Annotated in this window: 16 protein-coding genes; 10 read left to right on the top strand and 6 right to left on the bottom strand. The window is 73.3% G+C overall.

The genetic code is table 11. The annotated features are described in order from the left end of the window. Nucleotides 1-108 precede the first annotated feature (108 nt). Complete coding sequence (locus tag ACZ4UX_RS21800) at nt 109-1425, bottom strand: nicotinate phosphoribosyltransferase (RefSeq protein ID WP_329487841.1); 1317 nt, start codon at nt 1423-1425, stop codon at nt 109-111. Nucleotides 1426-1577: 152 nt separating this feature from the next. Here ACZ4UX_RS21800 and clpS point away from each other — a divergent pair, with 152 nt between their 5' ends. The 7 genes from clpS to ACZ4UX_RS21765 all read left to right on the top strand — a co-directional run bounded on the left by clpS (nt 1578) and on the right by ACZ4UX_RS21765 (nt 6358). After that, a complete protein-coding gene (gene clpS / locus ACZ4UX_RS21795) occupies nt 1578-1871 on the top strand; it encodes an ATP-dependent Clp protease adapter ClpS (RefSeq protein WP_329487840.1) in 294 nt (97 codons plus the stop codon). Nucleotides 1872-1930: 59 nt separating this feature from the next. Beyond that, nucleotides 1931-2506, top strand: a complete 576-nt coding sequence (locus ACZ4UX_RS21790) for a DUF2017 domain-containing protein (RefSeq protein WP_465707862.1) — start codon at nt 1931-1933, stop codon at nt 2504-2506. Between the two features lie 187 nt (nt 2507-2693). Further along, the gene (locus ACZ4UX_RS21785) at nt 2694-4148 is read left to right on the top strand and encodes an amino acid permease (protein WP_329487838.1); all 1455 of its coding nucleotides are present in this window, start codon (nt 2694-2696) and stop codon (nt 4146-4148) included. 88 nt (nt 4149-4236) lie between these two features. Beyond that, nucleotides 4237-4668, top strand: a complete 432-nt coding sequence (locus ACZ4UX_RS21780) for a M67 family metallopeptidase (RefSeq protein ID WP_329487837.1) — start codon at nt 4237-4239, stop codon at nt 4666-4668. A gap of 138 nt (nt 4669-4806) precedes the next feature. Then, on the top strand, nt 4807-4926 hold the full coding sequence (locus tag ACZ4UX_RS21775) for a putative leader peptide (RefSeq protein WP_327677307.1): 120 nt from the start codon (nt 4807-4809) through the stop codon (nt 4924-4926). Nucleotides 4927-5029: 103 nt separating this feature from the next. Then, on the top strand, nt 5030-5308 hold the full coding sequence (locus tag ACZ4UX_RS21770; RefSeq protein WP_030394231.1) for a MoaD/ThiS family protein: 279 nt from the start codon (nt 5030-5032) through the stop codon (nt 5306-5308). A gap of 81 nt (nt 5309-5389) precedes the next feature. Beyond that, nucleotides 5390-6358 carry a PLP-dependent cysteine synthase family protein gene (locus ACZ4UX_RS21765; RefSeq protein ID WP_465707861.1) on the top strand — a complete coding sequence of 323 codons (969 nt, stop codon included), beginning with the start codon at nt 5390-5392 and terminating at the stop codon, nt 6356-6358. 94 nt (nt 6359-6452) lie between these two features. Here ACZ4UX_RS21765 and ACZ4UX_RS21760 read toward each other — a convergent pair whose 3' ends face one another. Next, nucleotides 6453-6905 (bottom strand): type II toxin-antitoxin system PemK/MazF family toxin, encoded by a 453-nt coding sequence (locus ACZ4UX_RS21760; RefSeq protein ID WP_465707860.1) that lies wholly within the window; start codon nt 6903-6905, stop codon nt 6453-6455. Between the two features lie 184 nt (nt 6906-7089). Between ACZ4UX_RS21760 and ACZ4UX_RS21755 the strand changes: the two genes are divergently transcribed. Further along, nucleotides 7090-7281, top strand: a complete 192-nt coding sequence (locus tag ACZ4UX_RS21755; RefSeq protein ID WP_329487833.1) for a helix-turn-helix transcriptional regulator — start codon at nt 7090-7092, stop codon at nt 7279-7281. Between the two features lie 183 nt (nt 7282-7464). Continuing rightward, a complete protein-coding gene (locus tag ACZ4UX_RS21750) occupies nt 7465-8211 on the top strand; it encodes an MBL fold metallo-hydrolase (protein WP_359804945.1) in 747 nt (248 codons plus the stop codon). 4 nt (nt 8212-8215) lie between these two features. Here the strand turns inward: ACZ4UX_RS21750 and ACZ4UX_RS21745 are convergent, their stop codons facing one another. Further along, the gene (locus ACZ4UX_RS21745) at nt 8216-9130 is read right to left on the bottom strand and encodes a branched-chain amino acid transaminase (RefSeq protein WP_465707859.1); all 915 of its coding nucleotides are present in this window, start codon (nt 9128-9130) and stop codon (nt 8216-8218) included. A gap of 171 nt (nt 9131-9301) precedes the next feature. Here ACZ4UX_RS21745 and ACZ4UX_RS21740 point away from each other — a divergent pair, with 171 nt between their 5' ends. Further along, entirely contained in the window at nt 9302-10381 is a 1080-nt protein-coding gene (locus tag ACZ4UX_RS21740; protein WP_359804949.1) for a helix-turn-helix domain-containing protein, read from the top strand. 37 nt (nt 10382-10418) lie between these two features. Here ACZ4UX_RS21740 and ACZ4UX_RS21735 read toward each other — a convergent pair whose 3' ends face one another. From ACZ4UX_RS21735 to ACZ4UX_RS21725, 3 genes are all read right to left on the bottom strand, one after another. After that, the gene (locus ACZ4UX_RS21735; RefSeq protein WP_465707858.1) at nt 10419-11699 is read right to left on the bottom strand and encodes an LLM class flavin-dependent oxidoreductase; all 1281 of its coding nucleotides are present in this window, start codon (nt 11697-11699) and stop codon (nt 10419-10421) included. After that, nucleotides 11696-12751, bottom strand: a complete 1056-nt coding sequence (locus ACZ4UX_RS21730; RefSeq protein ID WP_465707857.1) for an LLM class flavin-dependent oxidoreductase — start codon at nt 12749-12751, stop codon at nt 11696-11698. The genes ACZ4UX_RS21735 and ACZ4UX_RS21730 overlap by 4 nt, the downstream gene beginning before the upstream one ends. Nucleotides 12752-13159: 408 nt before the next feature. Continuing rightward, entirely contained in the window at nt 13160-14437 is a 1278-nt protein-coding gene (locus tag ACZ4UX_RS21725) for a PTS transporter subunit EIIC (protein WP_329487827.1), read from the bottom strand. Nucleotides 14438-14548: the final 111 nt, after the last annotated feature.

The following is a 14548-nucleotide window of genomic DNA, read 5'->3' as shown; positions in this document are numbered from 1 at the left end:
CGTTCCCCCCCCCCCCCCCCCCTCCCCCCCCCCCCCCCCCGTCCCCCCCCCCCCCCCCCCCCCCCCCCCCCCCCCCCCACCGGCCGTGCGAGCCGCGCCGACCGGCGGTCAGACGATCAGTTCGGTCGGCAGTACCGGGTCGCCCTTGGACAACTGGGTCGCCGACAGCGGCAGCCCGGCCAGGGTCCGGACGAGCCGCTCGCGCGCCGCGCCGAGCGGCTCCCGGCCGACCACCTCGCCGGCCCGCACCAGCGGTACCTGAAGGAGGTGCGGCTCCAGCTCGGCCGGGATCGGCCCGGTGCCGACCACCTCGGCCTCGGCGACGCCGTCCTGGTCGGGGCGGCGGGCCGCCCACTTGCGGCCGCCGACACTGCTCTTGGCGCCCGCCGAGCGCTTGGCGACCGGCAGCAGCGGTCCGTCCGGCACCTGGGCGCGGGCGACCAGCTTGTAGACCATCGCGCAGGTCGGGTGGCCGCTGCCGGTGACCAGGCTGGTGCCGACGCCGTAGCCGTCGACCGGGGCGGCGGCCAGCGCGGCGATCGCGTACTCGTCCAGGTCGGAGGTGACGATGATCCGGGTCTTCTCGGCGCCGAGCTCGTCCAGCTGGCGGCGGACCCGGTGGGCCAGCAGGGTGAGGTCGCCGGAGTCGATCCGCACCGCGCCGAGCTCGGGGCCGGCCACCTCGACGGCGGTGCGCACGGCCTCGCGCAGGTCGAAGGTGTCGACCAGCAGGGTGGTGCCCCGGCCCATCGAGGCGATCTGCGCCCGGAACGCGCCCCGCTCGTCGTCGTGCACCAGGGTGAAGGCGTGGGCGGCGGTGCCGGTGGTCGGGATGTCGTAGGTGAAGCCGGCCTCCAGGTCGGAGGTGGCCGCGAAGCCGGCCACGTACGCGGCGCGGGCGGCGGCCACGGCGGCCTGCTCGTGGGCGCGCCGGGCGCCCATCTCGATGCACGGGCGGCCGCCGGCGGCGGCGGTCATCCGGGCGGCGGCGGCCGCGATCGCCGAGTCGTGGTTGAGGATCGAGAGGATCACCGTCTCAAGGATCACCGCCTCGGCGAAGCTGCCCTCGACGGTGAGCAGCGGCGAACCGGGGAAGTAGACCTCACCCTCCGGGTAGCCGTGGATGTCGCCGGTGAACCGGTAGTCGGCCAGGAAGCGCAGGGTGTCCTCCTCGACCACGCCCTGGCCGGCCAGCCAGTCGAGCTGCGCGCTGGTGAAGCGGAAGTTCTCGACGGCGTCGAGCACCCGCCCGGTGCCGGCCATCACGCCGTAGCGGCGGCCGGCCGGCAGGCGGCGGGTGAACACCTCGAAGACGGAGCGGCGGTGCGCGGCTCCGCTGCGCAGGGCGGCCTGCAACATGGTGAGCTCGTAGCGGTCGGTGAGGAGCGCGGTCGAACCGGCCGCGCGCACTGAAGTGGCGTCCATGGGGATGATGCTACTACCACTTAGCGTCAGATTGACGATTTCTCGTCCGGGGTGTTCGCGGACCCCGGGCCGGAATCGCCCGGAGGTGCCCCGGATGGCAGCATGGGGGCTGAAGGGGTATGTGCGGGAAGAACGGCGAGGAGGACCCAGCGGTGAGTGTCGCGCCCGTGGAGATCGAGCGCCCGGAGGTCGAAGGCCTGCCGGTGGCGGAGCCGGACACGCCCTGGGTGACCATCGTGCACAACGACCCGGTCAACCTGATGAGCTACGTCCAGTACGTGTTCCAGGCCTACTTCGGCTACCCGAAGGACAAGGCCCGGAAGCTGATGATGGAGGTGCACAGCAAGGGCCGGGCGGTGGTCTCCAGCGGATCCCGCGAGGAGATGGAGCGCGACGTGCAGGCGATGCACGGCTACGGGCTGTGGGCCACGCTGCAGCACGACTGACCCGCGGACCGCGTCCCCGCACCCCACCGAAGACGACGAAGACGGGCTGACCGATACAGATGGCTGGGTTGTTCGAGAGTGCCGGCGGCGGGAGCGCGGCGATCGCGCTGGACGAGCTGGAGGCCTCCATCCTGCGCTCGCTGGAGGTGCAGATGCTGGAGCTGATCGGACCGGGCCCGGGCGGGGACTCCGACGACCCGCTCGCCGCGCTGTTCGCCGACGGGCCGACCGAGGCCCCCGCCGACCCGGCGCTGGCCCGGCTCTTCCCCGACGCCTACGGCGACCCGGAGAAGCCGGACGACGCCGAGGCCAGGGAAGCCGCCCGCGAGTTCCGCCGCTACACCGAGGTGGACCTGCGGGCCCGCAAGCGCGAGGACGCGCTGCAGGTGGTCCGCGCGCTGGACGGGCTCGGCGGCGAGGGCGGCGTGCTCAAGCTGGCCGCCGCCGACTGCCTGCGCTGGCTGGGCGCGCTCAACGACCTGCGGCTCACCCTGGGGGTGCGGCTGGAGGTCGAGGAGGAGGACGAGCAGGGCCTGTACGACCTGCCGGACAGCGACGAGCGCAAGCCGCTGGTGATGGCCTACCTGTGGCTGGGGGCGCTGCAGGAGTCGCTGCTGGAGGCGATCGCGGACTGATCCCGCCCCGCCGCCGGGCCGCCGTGACCCCCCGTCCGCATGCTGGACGGGGGGTCACGGCTTTTCCGCTCAAAACGGGCGGAATCATATGACGACATGCTCAAATGTCGCTCAGATGAACACCGCTATCCGGAACCTGCGTGGTACGACTGCTCCACCCCACGAGACCCACCCAGGACGGTGCACCATGGCCGAACAGATCTACGACGAGGTCGTCGACTCCAAACCGGACGAGGAGGGCTACGAGCGGGGTCTGGGCAGTCGCCAGATCCAGATGATCGCCATCGGCGGCGCCATCGGCACCGGGCTCTTCCTCGGCGCCGGCACCGCGATCTCCAAGTCCGGACCGAGCCTGATCCTCTCCTACGCCGTGGCCGGCGTGGTGATCTTCGTGATCATGCGGGCCCTCGGCGAGCTGCTCACCTACCGCCCGGTCGCCGGCAGCTTCGCCGAGTACGCCCGGGAGTTCCTCGGCCCCTTCGCCGGCTTCGTGACCGGCTGGACGTACTGGCTGTTCTGGGTGGTCACCGGCATGGCCGAGACCACCGCCGCCGCCGTCTACGTGAAGTTCTGGGCGCCCGGCATCCCGCAGTGGCTCAGCGCGCTCACCTTCCTGGTCATCCTCTACGGGGCCAACCTGATCTCGGTGAAGCTGTTCGGCGAGATCGAGTTCTGGTTCTCGATGGTCAAGGTCACCGCCATCATCGGCATGATCCTGATCGGCATCGGCGTGCTGACCCTCGGCTTCAGCGACGCCGGTGACACCGCGTCGATCACCCACCTCTGGGACAACGGTGGCTTCTTCCCCAAGGGGATCGGCGCCACCGTGATGACCCTGCAGATCGTCATGTTCGCCTACCTCGGCGTCGAGCTGGTCGGCGTCACCGCCGGCGAGAGCGAGAACCCGCAGAAGACCCTGCCGCGCGCCATCAACACGCTGCCCTGGCGGATCGCGCTCTTCTACATCGGCGCCCTGGTGATCATCCTGTCGCTGGTGCCGTGGACCGAATTCCAGCCCGGCGTCAGCCCGTTCGTCGCCGCCTTCGGCAAGATCGGCATCCCCGCCGCGGCCGGCATCATCAACTTCGTGGTGCTCACCGCGGCGCTCTCCTCCTGCAACTCCGGCATGTACTCCACCGGCCGGATGCTGCGCGACCTCGCCCTGCGCGGCCAGGCCCCCGGCCGGCTCACCAAGCTCAACTCCCACCGCAGCCCCGCCGTCGCGATCACCCTCTCCTCGCTGCTGATGGGCGCCGGCGTGGTGCTCAACTACCTCGTCCCGGCCAAGGCGTTCGAGTACATCACCTCGGTGGCCACCGTCTGCGGCCTCTGGACCTGGGCGGTCATCCTGGTCTCCCAGATCCGCTACCGGAAGGCCTGGAAGGGCGGCCACCTGCCGCCCCCCGGCTTCAAGGCGCCCGGCGGCCTCTGGAGCAGCTGGGCCGCCCTCGGCTTCCTCGCCCTGGTGATCGTCCTGATCGCCCTCGACAAGGACAACCGCATCTCGCTGTACGTCTTCCCCGGCTGGGCCGTCCTGCTCGTGGTCGGCTACCAGGTGCTCAAGCGCCGCCGCCCGCAGGCCGTCCACGCCGTCGCCCACGACCACCTGCACGCCCGCAACGGCAACGGCGGCGGCCACTGAGCCGCCCGCCGTCCGCCTCCCGGACCGGCGCCGACCACGCCCCGGACGCTCCGGCGGACACCCGCCGGGGCGTGGCTATCCTGACCGCATGCTGACCATCACCCGAGAACTGCGCGACGCCATCGTCGCCCACGCCCGCGCCGACCACCCGGACGAGGCCTGTGGCGTGGTCGCCGGACCGGCCGGCAGCGGACGGCCCGAGCGGTTCGTCCCGATGCTCAACGCCGCCCGGTCGCCCACCTTCTACGAGTTCGACTCGGGCGACCTGCTGAAGCTCTACCGCGAGATGGACGACCGGGACGAGGAGCCCGTGATCGTCTACCACTCGCACACCGCCACCGAGGCCTACCCCTCGCGCACCGACGTGAGCTACGCCTCCGAGCCGTTCGCCCACTACGTCCTGGTCTCCACCGCCGACGGCAACGGCCCGGACGACCCGTACCAGTTCCGGTCGTTCCGCATCGTGGACGGCGCGATCACGGAGGAAGACGTCCAGGTCGTCGAGGCCTACCAGCCCTGACCGGCACCCCCCTGGGCGCGGCCCGCCGACCGTCCGAGCGACGGCGGCGGGCCCTGCCGTCTCAGCCACAGAAACGGAAACATCCGGATTCCGAGACGGGCATGTCGGAGCGAGCCCGGGAATCTATACGATGAGCCCATGCGTTCCGTCGATGTGAGCACTCAGGCCCCGGGCACCCGCCTCGTGGCGCGCCTGCACGTCGACCTGTGCCGGCTCGCCAGCGCGATCTGTCCCGGCACGCCGGCGCGCTCGCGCTGAGCCGCCCGCCCAGGCCCGCCGCACGCCCTGCGCACCGGGCCGGACCCGACCTGCCGCGCCCGCTGCGGCCCACCCACCTCACGACTCGCACAGGAGCGCACCCATGGCCATCGAGGTCCGCATCCCGACCATCCTCCGCACCTACACCGACGGCGCCAAGGCCGTCGAGGGCACCGGCAGCAACCTCGGGGAACTCTTCCAGGACCTCGACGCCCGCCACCCGGGCATCGCCGCCCGACTGCTGGACGGCGGCGAGCTGCGCCGCTTCGTCAACGTCTACCTCAACGACGAGGACGTCCGCTTCCTGGAGGGCATCTCCACCGCCCTCGCCGACGGCGACAGCGTCACCATCCTGCCCGCCGTGGCCGGCGGCGCCCGCTGACCTCCGGTCCTCCCGCCCGCCGGCCGCGCGGGCGGGAGGACCGCCGCACCCGACCCTCACCGCCGTTGCCGGAGGCACCCCTTGCGTTACGACAGCCCGCTCGAAGCCGTCGGCAACACCCCGCTGGTCCGCCTGCCCCGACTCTCCGCCGCCGTCCCCGGCAACACCGACGGCCTGGTGACCCTCTGGGCCAAGCTGGAGGACCGCAACCCCACCGGCTCCATCAAGGACCGCCCCGCGCTGCACATGATCGAGCGCGCCGAGGCCGCCGGGCGGCTCACCCCCGGGTGCACCATCCTGGAGCCCACCAGCGGCAACACCGGCATCTCGCTCGCCATGGCCGCCAAGCTCAAGGGCTACCGGATGGTCTGCGTGATGCCGGAGAACACCAGCGAGGAGCGCCGCGAACTGCTGCGCATGTGGGGCGCGGAGATCATCCCCTCACCGGCCGCCGGCGGCTCCAACACCGCGGTGCGGATCGCCAAGGAGATCGCCGCCGAGCACCCCGACTGGGTGATGCTCTACCAGTACGGCAACCCCGACAACGCCGGCGCCCACTACGCCACCACCGGCCCCGAGATCCTCGCCGACCTGCCCTCCGTCACCCACTTCGTGGCCGGCCTGGGCACCACCGGCACCCTGATGGGCGTCGGCCGGTTCCTGCGCGAGAAGGTGCCCGGGGTGCGGATCGTCGCCGCCGAGCCCCGCTACGACGACCTGGTCTACGGCCTGCGCAACCTCGACGAGGGCTTCGTCCCCGAGCTGTACGACGCCGAAGTGCTCACCACCCGCTTCTCGGTCGGCTCCGCCGACGCCGTCCGCCGCACCCGTGAACTCCTCCAGCAGGAGGGCATCTTCGCGGGCGTCTCCACCGGCGCCATCCTGCACGCCGCGATCGGCGTCGGCCGCAAGGCCGCCACCGCCGCGGAGCGCGCCGACATCGTCTTCGTCGTCGCGGACGGCGGCTGGAAGTACCTCTCCACCGGCATCTACACCGCCGAGTCGACCGAGGCCGCGGTCGAGGCCCTGCAGGGCCAGCTCTGGGCCTGACGCCGGCTCCGGGCCCGGCGAGGGCTCCGCGCCCGACGAAGGCCCGGGCCTGACGCCGGGTCCGGGCCCGTCCCTCCGGACCGGCCGGACGCCCCTAGCCCGAGACCGCCTGCCGGGCCCGGGCCCAGATCCGCCCGTCGACCACACCGGCCCGGCGGCGGAAGGCCGAGAGCGGCACCTCGCGCAGCTCGTCGGTCTCCAGCCAGCTGGTCCGCCCCTGGCGGTCGCCCACCGAGCCGGGCGGCAGCGCCAGCACGCCCGGCCGCTCCGCGTGGTGCTTGCTGGTGATCTTCGCGACGGTCGCGGTCCGGCCGCTGACCCGCAGCACCAGGCAGGGGCGGTCCTTCGCCCCCGGGCCGTCCTCGAACGGCACCTCCGCCCACCAGATCTCCTGCGGCGCCGGGCCCGGGCGCCCCTTCGCCGGGCGCGGCCGCGGCGCCGGCCGGGTCGGCGCGGGCCCGCCGCGCGCCCGCCGCACCAGCACCGACACGACAACGGCCAGCAGCGCGGCACCCGCCACGGCCAGCAGCACCCAGAAGCCAGTCATGCGCCAGACCGTACCCGGCACCCGGCCGGCCCCACCACCACGACGGCTGTGACAGTCGGGCATTTATCCGTTCCCTGCTCCCGGTTCGTCACGGAATGACCACGGAGTCCGTTGTGCGCCGGATGCCGCTCCCGAGGCCCGGAAAGCTGATCACGCACGTCCCCCCTGCACCCTGAGGTGACCCGTGAGCCGCAGCACCGACCTGTGGTCGTACGCCGAGATCGCCCGCCACATCAACGTCCAGCCGGAGACCGTCCGCAACTACCGCCGGCACGGCCTGCTCCCCGACCCCGATGCCGTCGACGGCAACGGACACCCCCGCTGGCACCCCGACACGATCAAGGCCTGGGCCCGCCGGCGCCCCGGCCACCGCTGAACCCCCGCACCGAGCCGCCCCCGGCGTTCTGGTGATTCCAGCCACAGCCCGGCACGGAGACGGGGGCAAAGTGCCCCTCCGCCCTTACTCTCGACACGCGAACGCAGTGCTACCCGCCGGTTCACCGGCCGGTACTGCCATTGACCAGCAGCAGCCGAAACGTGTCGGGGCGGAGGGGCTCGGATGAAACTGACCGTGGTGGGGTGCTCGGGGAGCTTCCCGTCCGCCGACTCGCCGTGCTCCAGCTACCTCGTGGAGGCCGACGGCTACCGCGTCGTGCTCGACCTCGGCAACGGCGCGCTCGGCGCCCTGCAGAAGTACGTCAGCCTCTACGAGGTCGACGCCGTCCTGCTCAGCCACCTGCACGCCGACCACTGCGTCGACCTCTGCGCCTACTGGGTCGCCCGCAACTACCGGGCCGAGGGCTGCCCCGACCCGCTGCCCGTCTACGGCCCGGCCGGCACCGCCGAGCGGATGGCCCGCGCCTACGACATGCCCGAGAACCCCGGCATGAAGGGGGTCTTCGACTTCCGGACCCTCACCCCCGGCGCCTTCGACCTCGGCCCGTTCCGGATCGAGGTCGCCCAGGTCAACCACCCCGTCGACGCGTTCGCCTTCCGGCTCGAACACGCCGGCCGCACCCTCGTCTACTCCGGCGACACCGGCGAGAGCGCCGCCCTCGTCGAACTCGCCCGCGACAGCGACCTCTTCCTCTGCGAAGCCGCCTACATCGACGGCCGCGACACCTACCGGGCCGTCCACCTCAACGGCCGCGAGGCCGGCGAACACGCCACCGCCGCCCGCGCCCGCCGGCTCGTCCTCACCCACATCCCGCCGTGGACCGACGCCGAACACAACCGCCGGGACGCCGCCGCCGCCTTCGCCGGACCGGTCGACATCGCGAGAGCCGGCGCCGTCTACGACCTCTGAACGCTCACCCCACCGGCGTCAGCCAGCGCCGGTAGCGCGGGTCCTCGCCGGAGACCGCCGCCTCGTACGCCTCGCGCAGCCGCTCCGTGACCGGGCCGGGGGAGGACGGCAGCTCGCGGTCGTCCAGTGACCGCACCGGCACCACCCCGGCCGCCGTCCCGCACAGGAACACCTCGTCCGCCGCGTACAGGTCCGAGCGCAGCAGACCCTCCACCCGCACCGGCACTCCCAGACCGGCGGCCAGCTCCAGCACCGTGTCCTGGGTGATCCCCTCCAGCGCGCCCGCGCTCGACGGCGGCGTCCGCAGCACCCCGTCACGCACCAGGAACACGTTCTCGCCGGTGCACTCGCTCACCGAACCGTCCGACCCCAGCAGCAGCGCCTCGTCGTACCCCGCGTCGCTCGCCTCCCGGCGGGCCAGCACCGAGTTCAGGTACGGCCCGGTCGCCTTCGCCGCGGGCGGCACCGCGTTCGGGTCGTTCCGCCGCCAACTGCTCGTCTTCACCCTGATCCCACCACCGCCGTCCGGCAGTTGGGACTGCCACTGCCAACTCGCGATCGCCGTGGTGGTGGGCGAGAAGCGCATGTCCAGGCCCATCGAGCCGTACCCCAGGAACGCGAAGTGCCGCAGATAGCACGACCGGTGGCCGTTCGCCCGGACCAGCTCCACCGTCGCCCTGGTCAAATCCTCCACACTGTAGGGGAGTTCCATCCGCAGCATCCGCGCACTGCGGTCCAGCCGGCGCAGGTGCTCGGGCAGCCGGAACACCGCCGGACCGTCCGCCGTCTCGAACACCCGGGTTCCCTCCAGCACCCCCGTGCCGTAGTGCAGGCCGTGCGTCAGCACATGCGTCCGCGCCTGCTGCCAGGGCACCAGCGCGCCGTCCATCCAGATCGTCGAAGCCTCGGGAAGAGCCATGGCCCCATCCTGGCCGCCGCCGGACCGCGGCCGGGCCCTCCCGGCGCTGCCGCAACCGGACATGACCGGGAGCGGAACCGGCCCGCCGCCCCGCCCCTCGGAACCCCGGCCCGCCGTCTCGCTCCTCGGAAACCCCGGCCCGCCCCCGCCCGGCCTCACTACGCTGCGCCGATGGAGCGCATGGAGAGTGCGGCGCGGGCCGACCACCCCGCCGGCGGCCCCGACCGCGACGCCACCCGGCTCTACGCCCGGCTGCTCGCCGAACCCGGCCGCCCGGCCGCCGACCTCGGCCTCGGCTGGGACGAGCCCCGCCTGGCCGCCGCCACCGCCGAACTCCGCGCCCTCGGCCTGCTCCAGCCCACCGCGGCCGCCGGGGCGGACGGCACCGGCACGGCCGGACACGCCGCCGTCTCCGTCGACACCGCCGTCCGCCAGCTGCTGCTCGACGCGGACACCCAGGTCACCGCCCTCGTCGAGGCCCTGGGCCGGGCCCGCGACTCCGTCGACCGCCTGCACACCGGCTACCTGCCGGTCCAGCACCGCCGGCCCGGCGGCGCCGCCCTCGAACTCGTCCGCGGCGCCGACCGGATCGCCGCCCTGCTGGAGGACGCGGCCCGCGGCGCCCGCACCCGGGCCCTCTCCCTCCGGCCCGGCCAGGACCTCTCCGGCCCGGCCCTGGCGGGCAAGTTGGCCCGCGAACGCCTCGCCCTCGACCGCGGCGCCGCCCTGCGCTCCGTCTACCCGGCCGCCGCACTGCGCCGGCCCGCCGTGCTCGCGCACGTCCGGGAGCTGACCGGGGCCGGGGCGCGGATCAGGGTCGCGCACTCGCTGCCGCTCCGGCTGATCGTGGTCGACGCCCGGCTGGCGATCCTGCCCGCGCCGGGCGACCTGTCGGACGAGGTGTCCGAGGACGGGCCGGACGCGGCTGCTCCCCGGGTCCGGGGCCGTGCGGAGGCCGCCGTGGTGGTCCGCGAGCCGGCCCTGGTCGCCCTGGTCGCGGAGCTGTTCGAGTACTTCTGGTCGGCGGCCTCGACCCCGCCGGAACTGCATCCGGGGGCGGCGGGGAGGACGGACCGTCATGACGTGGTGCTGCGGCTGCTCGCGGCCGGGCTGACGGACGCCGCGATCGCCCGGAAGCTGGAGGTCTCCGAGCGGACGGTGCGCCGGCTGGTGGCCGAGCTGACCGCCGACCTGGGCGCGGAGAGCCGCTTCCAGGCCGGCGTCCACGCGGCCCGCCTCGGCCGGATCTGAGGCCGTTCCGGGCGGGGCGCCCGCTCGTCCGAGGCGCTCAGCGCCGCCCGGGGACGGGCAGGCCGAGGTGGTCGCGCAGGGTCGTCCCGGTGTACTCGGTGCGGAACACCCCGCGTTCCTGGAGCAGCGGCACCACCTGGTCGACGAAGTCGTCCAGGCCGCCCGGGGTGAGGTGAGGGACGAGGATGAAGCCGTCCGCCGCGTCGTTCTGCACATAGGCGTCGAGCTGCTCGGCGACCGCCGCCGGGGTGCCGATGAAGGACTGCCGGCCGGTCACCTCGATCACCAGCTCGCGGCTGCTGAGCCGCTTCTCGGCGGCGACCGCGCGCCACCGGGCGGCGATCTCCAGCGGGTCCCCGATCCTGGTCCGGCCCTGGACGACGGTGCTGTCGACCACCGGGTCGGCGGTGGGCAGCGGGCCGTCCGGGTCGTGGTCGGACAGGTCGATGCCCCAGACCTGCTCCAGGTAGGCGATGGCGGTCTGCGGTCCGACCTGGGCGCGGCGGATCTCGGCGGCCCGCTCGGTCGCCTCCTCGTCGGTGTCGCCCAGGACGTAGGTGACCCCGGGCATGATCTTCAGCTCGTCCGGCTTGCGCCCGTACGCGGCCAGCCGGCGCTTGACGTCGGTGTGGAAGGCCTGGCCGGCGGTGAGGGTCGAGTGCCGGCTGAAGATGATGTCGGCGGTGGCGGCGGCGAACTCCCGGCCCTCGTCGGAGTCCCCGGCCTGGATCACCACCGGGTGGCCCTGCGGCGGGCGCGGCAGCGACAGCCGGCCCTCGACGTCGAACTGCGGGCCGCTGTGCCGGACCAGCCCGCCGTCCCAGAACTCCCGTGCCAGCTGGACGAACTCGGCGGCCCGGGTGTACCGGTCGGCGCGGTCGAGGAAGCCGCCGCGGCGGAAGTTCTCGCCGGTGAAGGCGTCCGAGGAGGTGACCACGTTCCAGGCCGCCCGGCCGCCGGAGAGGTGGTCGAGCGACGCGAACCGGCGGGCCAGCTCGTACGGCTCGTTGAAGGTCGCGTTGACGGTGGCCGCCAGTCCGAGGTGGGTGGTGACGGCGGCCAGCGCGCCGAGCACGGTGATCGACTCGGGCCGGCCGACCACGTCCAGGTCGTGGATCAGGCCGTTGACCTCGCGCAGCCGCAGGCCCTCGGCGAGGAAGAAGAAGTCGAACCGGCCGCGCTCGGCGGTCTCCGCGAGGTGGCGGAAGGAGGCGAACTCGATCTGGCTGCGGGACGCCGGGTCGGTCCAGACCGTGGTGTTGTTGACGCCGGGGAAGTGCGCGGCGAGGTGGATCTGCTTCAGCGGTCGGTCCGTCATCGGGTCACCTCGGCGTGGGCGGCGGCGGTCGCCGTGGGAGCGGCGGGAGCGGGAGTGGCGGGGGCGTACCGGTTGGCCGGGCGGGCCAGGCCGAGGTGGTCGCGCAGGGTCTTGCCGGTGTAGCCGGTGCGGAACAGGCCGCGCTCGCGCAGGGCCGGGACGACGTGGTCGGCCACCGCGGCGAGGTCCCGGGCCGGGTCGGCGGGGACGAGGTGGAAGCCGTCGACGCCGCCGCCGCCCTCGGTGACCTCCCTGATCAGCGCGCTGATCGAGGCGCCGTCGGGGAGGTCCGCGGTGAGCCGGGCGAGGATCCGCAGGCCCTCGCCCGCCCGCAGCCGCAGTTCGGTGGCGGCGGTCAGCCGGGCCGCCGGGCCGGGGGCGTCCAGCAGGACGACGTCCGCGTACCGGGCGGCCGTCTCCACCCGGGCCCGGCTGCCGGCGGGGGCGCCCGGGGCGAGGTCGGCGGCGGAGACCGGGACGGCGATCACCGGTCGGCCCTGGGGCGGGCGAGGGGTGATGGAGGGGCCGCGGACCGAGAAGTGCGGGCCCGTGAAGTCGATGTAGTGCAGCTTGCCCCGGTCGATGAACCGGCCGGTGGCCACGTCGCGGATCTCCGCGTCGTCCTCCCAGCTGTCCCAGAGCCGCGCGGCGACCTCGGCGGCGTCGGCCGCCTCCGCCCAGAGCTCGTCGGCCGGGGCGACGCCCTTGCGCCCGAAGGCCCGGGCCTGCGCCTCGGTGTCGGAGATCCCGATCAGCCAGCCGGCCCGGCCCTCGCTCACCCAGTCCAGGGTGTTGACCGATATCGAGGTGTGGAACGGCTCGGTGTGCGTGGTGGTGACGGTCGGGACCAGGCCGAGCCCCCGGGTCAGCGGCGCGAGCCGGGCGAAGGTGGCGAGGGCGTCGAGCCGGTGCGGCTCGGGTGCGTAGGAGTCGTCGAGGGTGACGAAGTCGAGCGCGGCGCGCTCGGCGTGGCGGGCGAGGGCGGTGAAGTGCCCGGCGTCGAAGCGGCCGGGGCTGTCGACGGCGGCGGACAGGTGCAACTGGCGCGGCATGGCGTGGCCTTGACTTTCCTCGTGCGTGCGCTGCTTCATCTTCGTTTCGCGCACGGGACGCAGCTGGGTACGTGGCGGTGGCCCGGGTACGGGCCGACACGAGAGGCGGGGAAGCGGGGGCCGGGGCGCGGCGGGAGGTCAGCCGGGCGGCGGCGGGGGGAACGGACGGGTCAGGCGCAACACGCGGCCGACCACACACGACCGAAGTCGATGTGGCAGCGGCTGACCAGGATGCGCGGCGCGTTCACCGCCTCAGTTGACCAGCGCGGTCGCCGGTTCGTCAACCGTCGTCCCACCGGCCGGGCGGTGGCCGCGGGCCGGGCCGGGACGCGCGACGGCCCCGCCCCGCCGCTCGGGGGAGCGAGCGGCGGGGCGGGGCCGTGGGGTGGTGCGGGTCGTTCCTCGGCGTCAGGCCTTGGTGACGTCCTCGATCTCCTCGTCGTCCTCGCGACCGGGGGTCTTGAGGTTGAACTTGACGATCGCGAAGCGGAACAGGAAGTAGTACAGCGCCCCGAACACGAGACCCAGCGGGATGATCATCCACGGGTCGGTGGCCTTGTTCCACGCCAGCAGGTAGTCGATCAGACCACCGGAGAAGGTGAAGCCGTCGTGCACGCCGAGCGCCCAGGTGACGGCCATCGAGACGGCGGTCAGCAGCGCGTGGATCACGTACAGGACCGGGGCGATGAAGACGAAGGAGAACTCGATCGGCTCGGTGACACCGGTCACGAAGGAGGTCAGCGCCAGCGAGAGCATCATGCCGGTGACGGCCTTGCGGCGGTGCGGCTTGGCGGTGTGGGCGATGGCGAACGCGGCGGCCGGCAGGGCGAACATCATGATCGGGAAGAAGCCCGACATGAACTGTCCGGCGGTCGGGTCACCGGCGAAGAAGCGGGTCAGGTCGCCGTGCACGACGGTGCCGTCGGGCTTGGTGAAGTCACCGGTCTGGAACCAGGCGTAGGAGTTCACGAACTGGTGCATGCCGACCGGCAGCAGACCGCGGTTGACCAGGCCGAACGCGCCGGCACCGAACGCGCCGGCACCGATCAGGGAGTCGTTCAGGCTCTTGATGGCGTCGCCGATCGGGCCCCAGGTCAGGGCGAAGACCACACCGACGGCGGTGCCGACGAAGGCCATGATGATCGGGACCAGACGGCGGCCGTTGAAGAAGCCGAGCCAGTCGACCAGCCGGGTGCGGTGGTACTTCTGCCACAGCACGGCCGAGAGCAGACCGATCACGATGCCGCCGAGCACGCCCGGGTTCTGGTACGTGGCGGCCGCGTCCTTGCCGGGCAGGACCTGGGCCTCGGTGACCGGGAACGCGGTCAGCACGTTCTTGTACACCAGGAAGCCGACGAGGGCCGCGAGCGCGGTGGAGCCGTCGGCCTTCTTGGCGAAGCCGATCGCGATGCCCACCGCGAACAGCAGCGGCAGGTTGTCGAAGACGGCGCCACCGGCGGTGTTGAACACCGCGGCGACCTTGTCCCAGCCGAGGCCGTCCTTGCCGAACACGTCGTCCTGGCCGAGCCGCAGCAGCAGACCGGCGGCGGGGAGAACGGCGATGGGCAGCTGGAGGCTGCGGCCGATCTTCTGCAGACCCTGCAGCAGGTTCTGGCCGAACTTCTTGGTGGGGCTTGGCGTGGCCGGAGCCGCGGCGGGCGCCGGTGCCTGCGCAGACTGACTCATGGGGGTGGGTTCCTAACGGCAGGGCGGGTCGGTCGGGGGGTAGGTGCACAGAGGGGCCGAACCGCGAACTGGTCTACACCACACGTGGTGTAGACCAGTTTTGTAGCACGG

This window comes from Kitasatospora sp. NPDC028961, from assembly GCF_055564815.1.
The sequence above is the reverse complement of the archived record's forward strand: the minus strand, read 5'-3'. Positions and strand labels throughout refer to the sequence as shown.

Excerpts from the sequence above, each read along its gene's own strand:
- ACZ4UX_RS21770 (WP_030394231.1), top strand. The coding sequence starts at position 5,030 with ATGGCCATCGAGGTCCGCATCCCGACCATCCTCCGCACCTACACCGAC.
- ACZ4UX_RS21780 (WP_329487837.1), top strand. The coding sequence starts at position 4,237 with ATGCTGACCATCACCCGAGAACTGCGCGACGCCATCGTCGCCCACGCC.
- ACZ4UX_RS21725 (WP_329487827.1), bottom strand. The coding sequence starts at position 14,437 with ATGAGTCAGTCTGCGCAGGCACCGGCGCCCGCCGCGGCTCCGGCCACG.
- ACZ4UX_RS21785 (WP_329487838.1), top strand. The coding sequence starts at position 2,694 with ATGGCCGAACAGATCTACGACGAGGTCGTCGACTCCAAACCGGACGAG.
- ACZ4UX_RS21775 (WP_327677307.1), top strand. The coding sequence starts at position 4,807 with ATGCGTTCCGTCGATGTGAGCACTCAGGCCCCGGGCACCCGCCTCGTG.
- ACZ4UX_RS21740 (WP_359804949.1), top strand. The coding sequence starts at position 9,302 with ATGGAGCGCATGGAGAGTGCGGCGCGGGCCGACCACCCCGCCGGCGGC.
- ACZ4UX_RS21790 (WP_465707862.1), top strand. The coding sequence starts at position 1,931 with ATGGCTGGGTTGTTCGAGAGTGCCGGCGGCGGGAGCGCGGCGATCGCG.
- ACZ4UX_RS21735 (WP_465707858.1), bottom strand. The coding sequence starts at position 11,699 with ATGACGGACCGACCGCTGAAGCAGATCCACCTCGCCGCGCACTTCCCC.
- ACZ4UX_RS21730 (WP_465707857.1), bottom strand. The coding sequence starts at position 12,751 with ATGCCGCGCCAGTTGCACCTGTCCGCCGCCGTCGACAGCCCCGGCCGC.
- ACZ4UX_RS21750 (WP_359804945.1), top strand. The coding sequence starts at position 7,465 with ATGAAACTGACCGTGGTGGGGTGCTCGGGGAGCTTCCCGTCCGCCGAC.
- ACZ4UX_RS21745 (WP_465707859.1), bottom strand. The coding sequence starts at position 9,130 with ATGGCTCTTCCCGAGGCTTCGACGATCTGGATGGACGGCGCGCTGGTG.
- ACZ4UX_RS21760 (WP_465707860.1), bottom strand. The coding sequence starts at position 6,905 with ATGACTGGCTTCTGGGTGCTGCTGGCCGTGGCGGGTGCCGCGCTGCTG.
- ACZ4UX_RS21800 (WP_329487841.1), bottom strand. The coding sequence starts at position 1,425 with ATGGACGCCACTTCAGTGCGCGCGGCCGGTTCGACCGCGCTCCTCACC.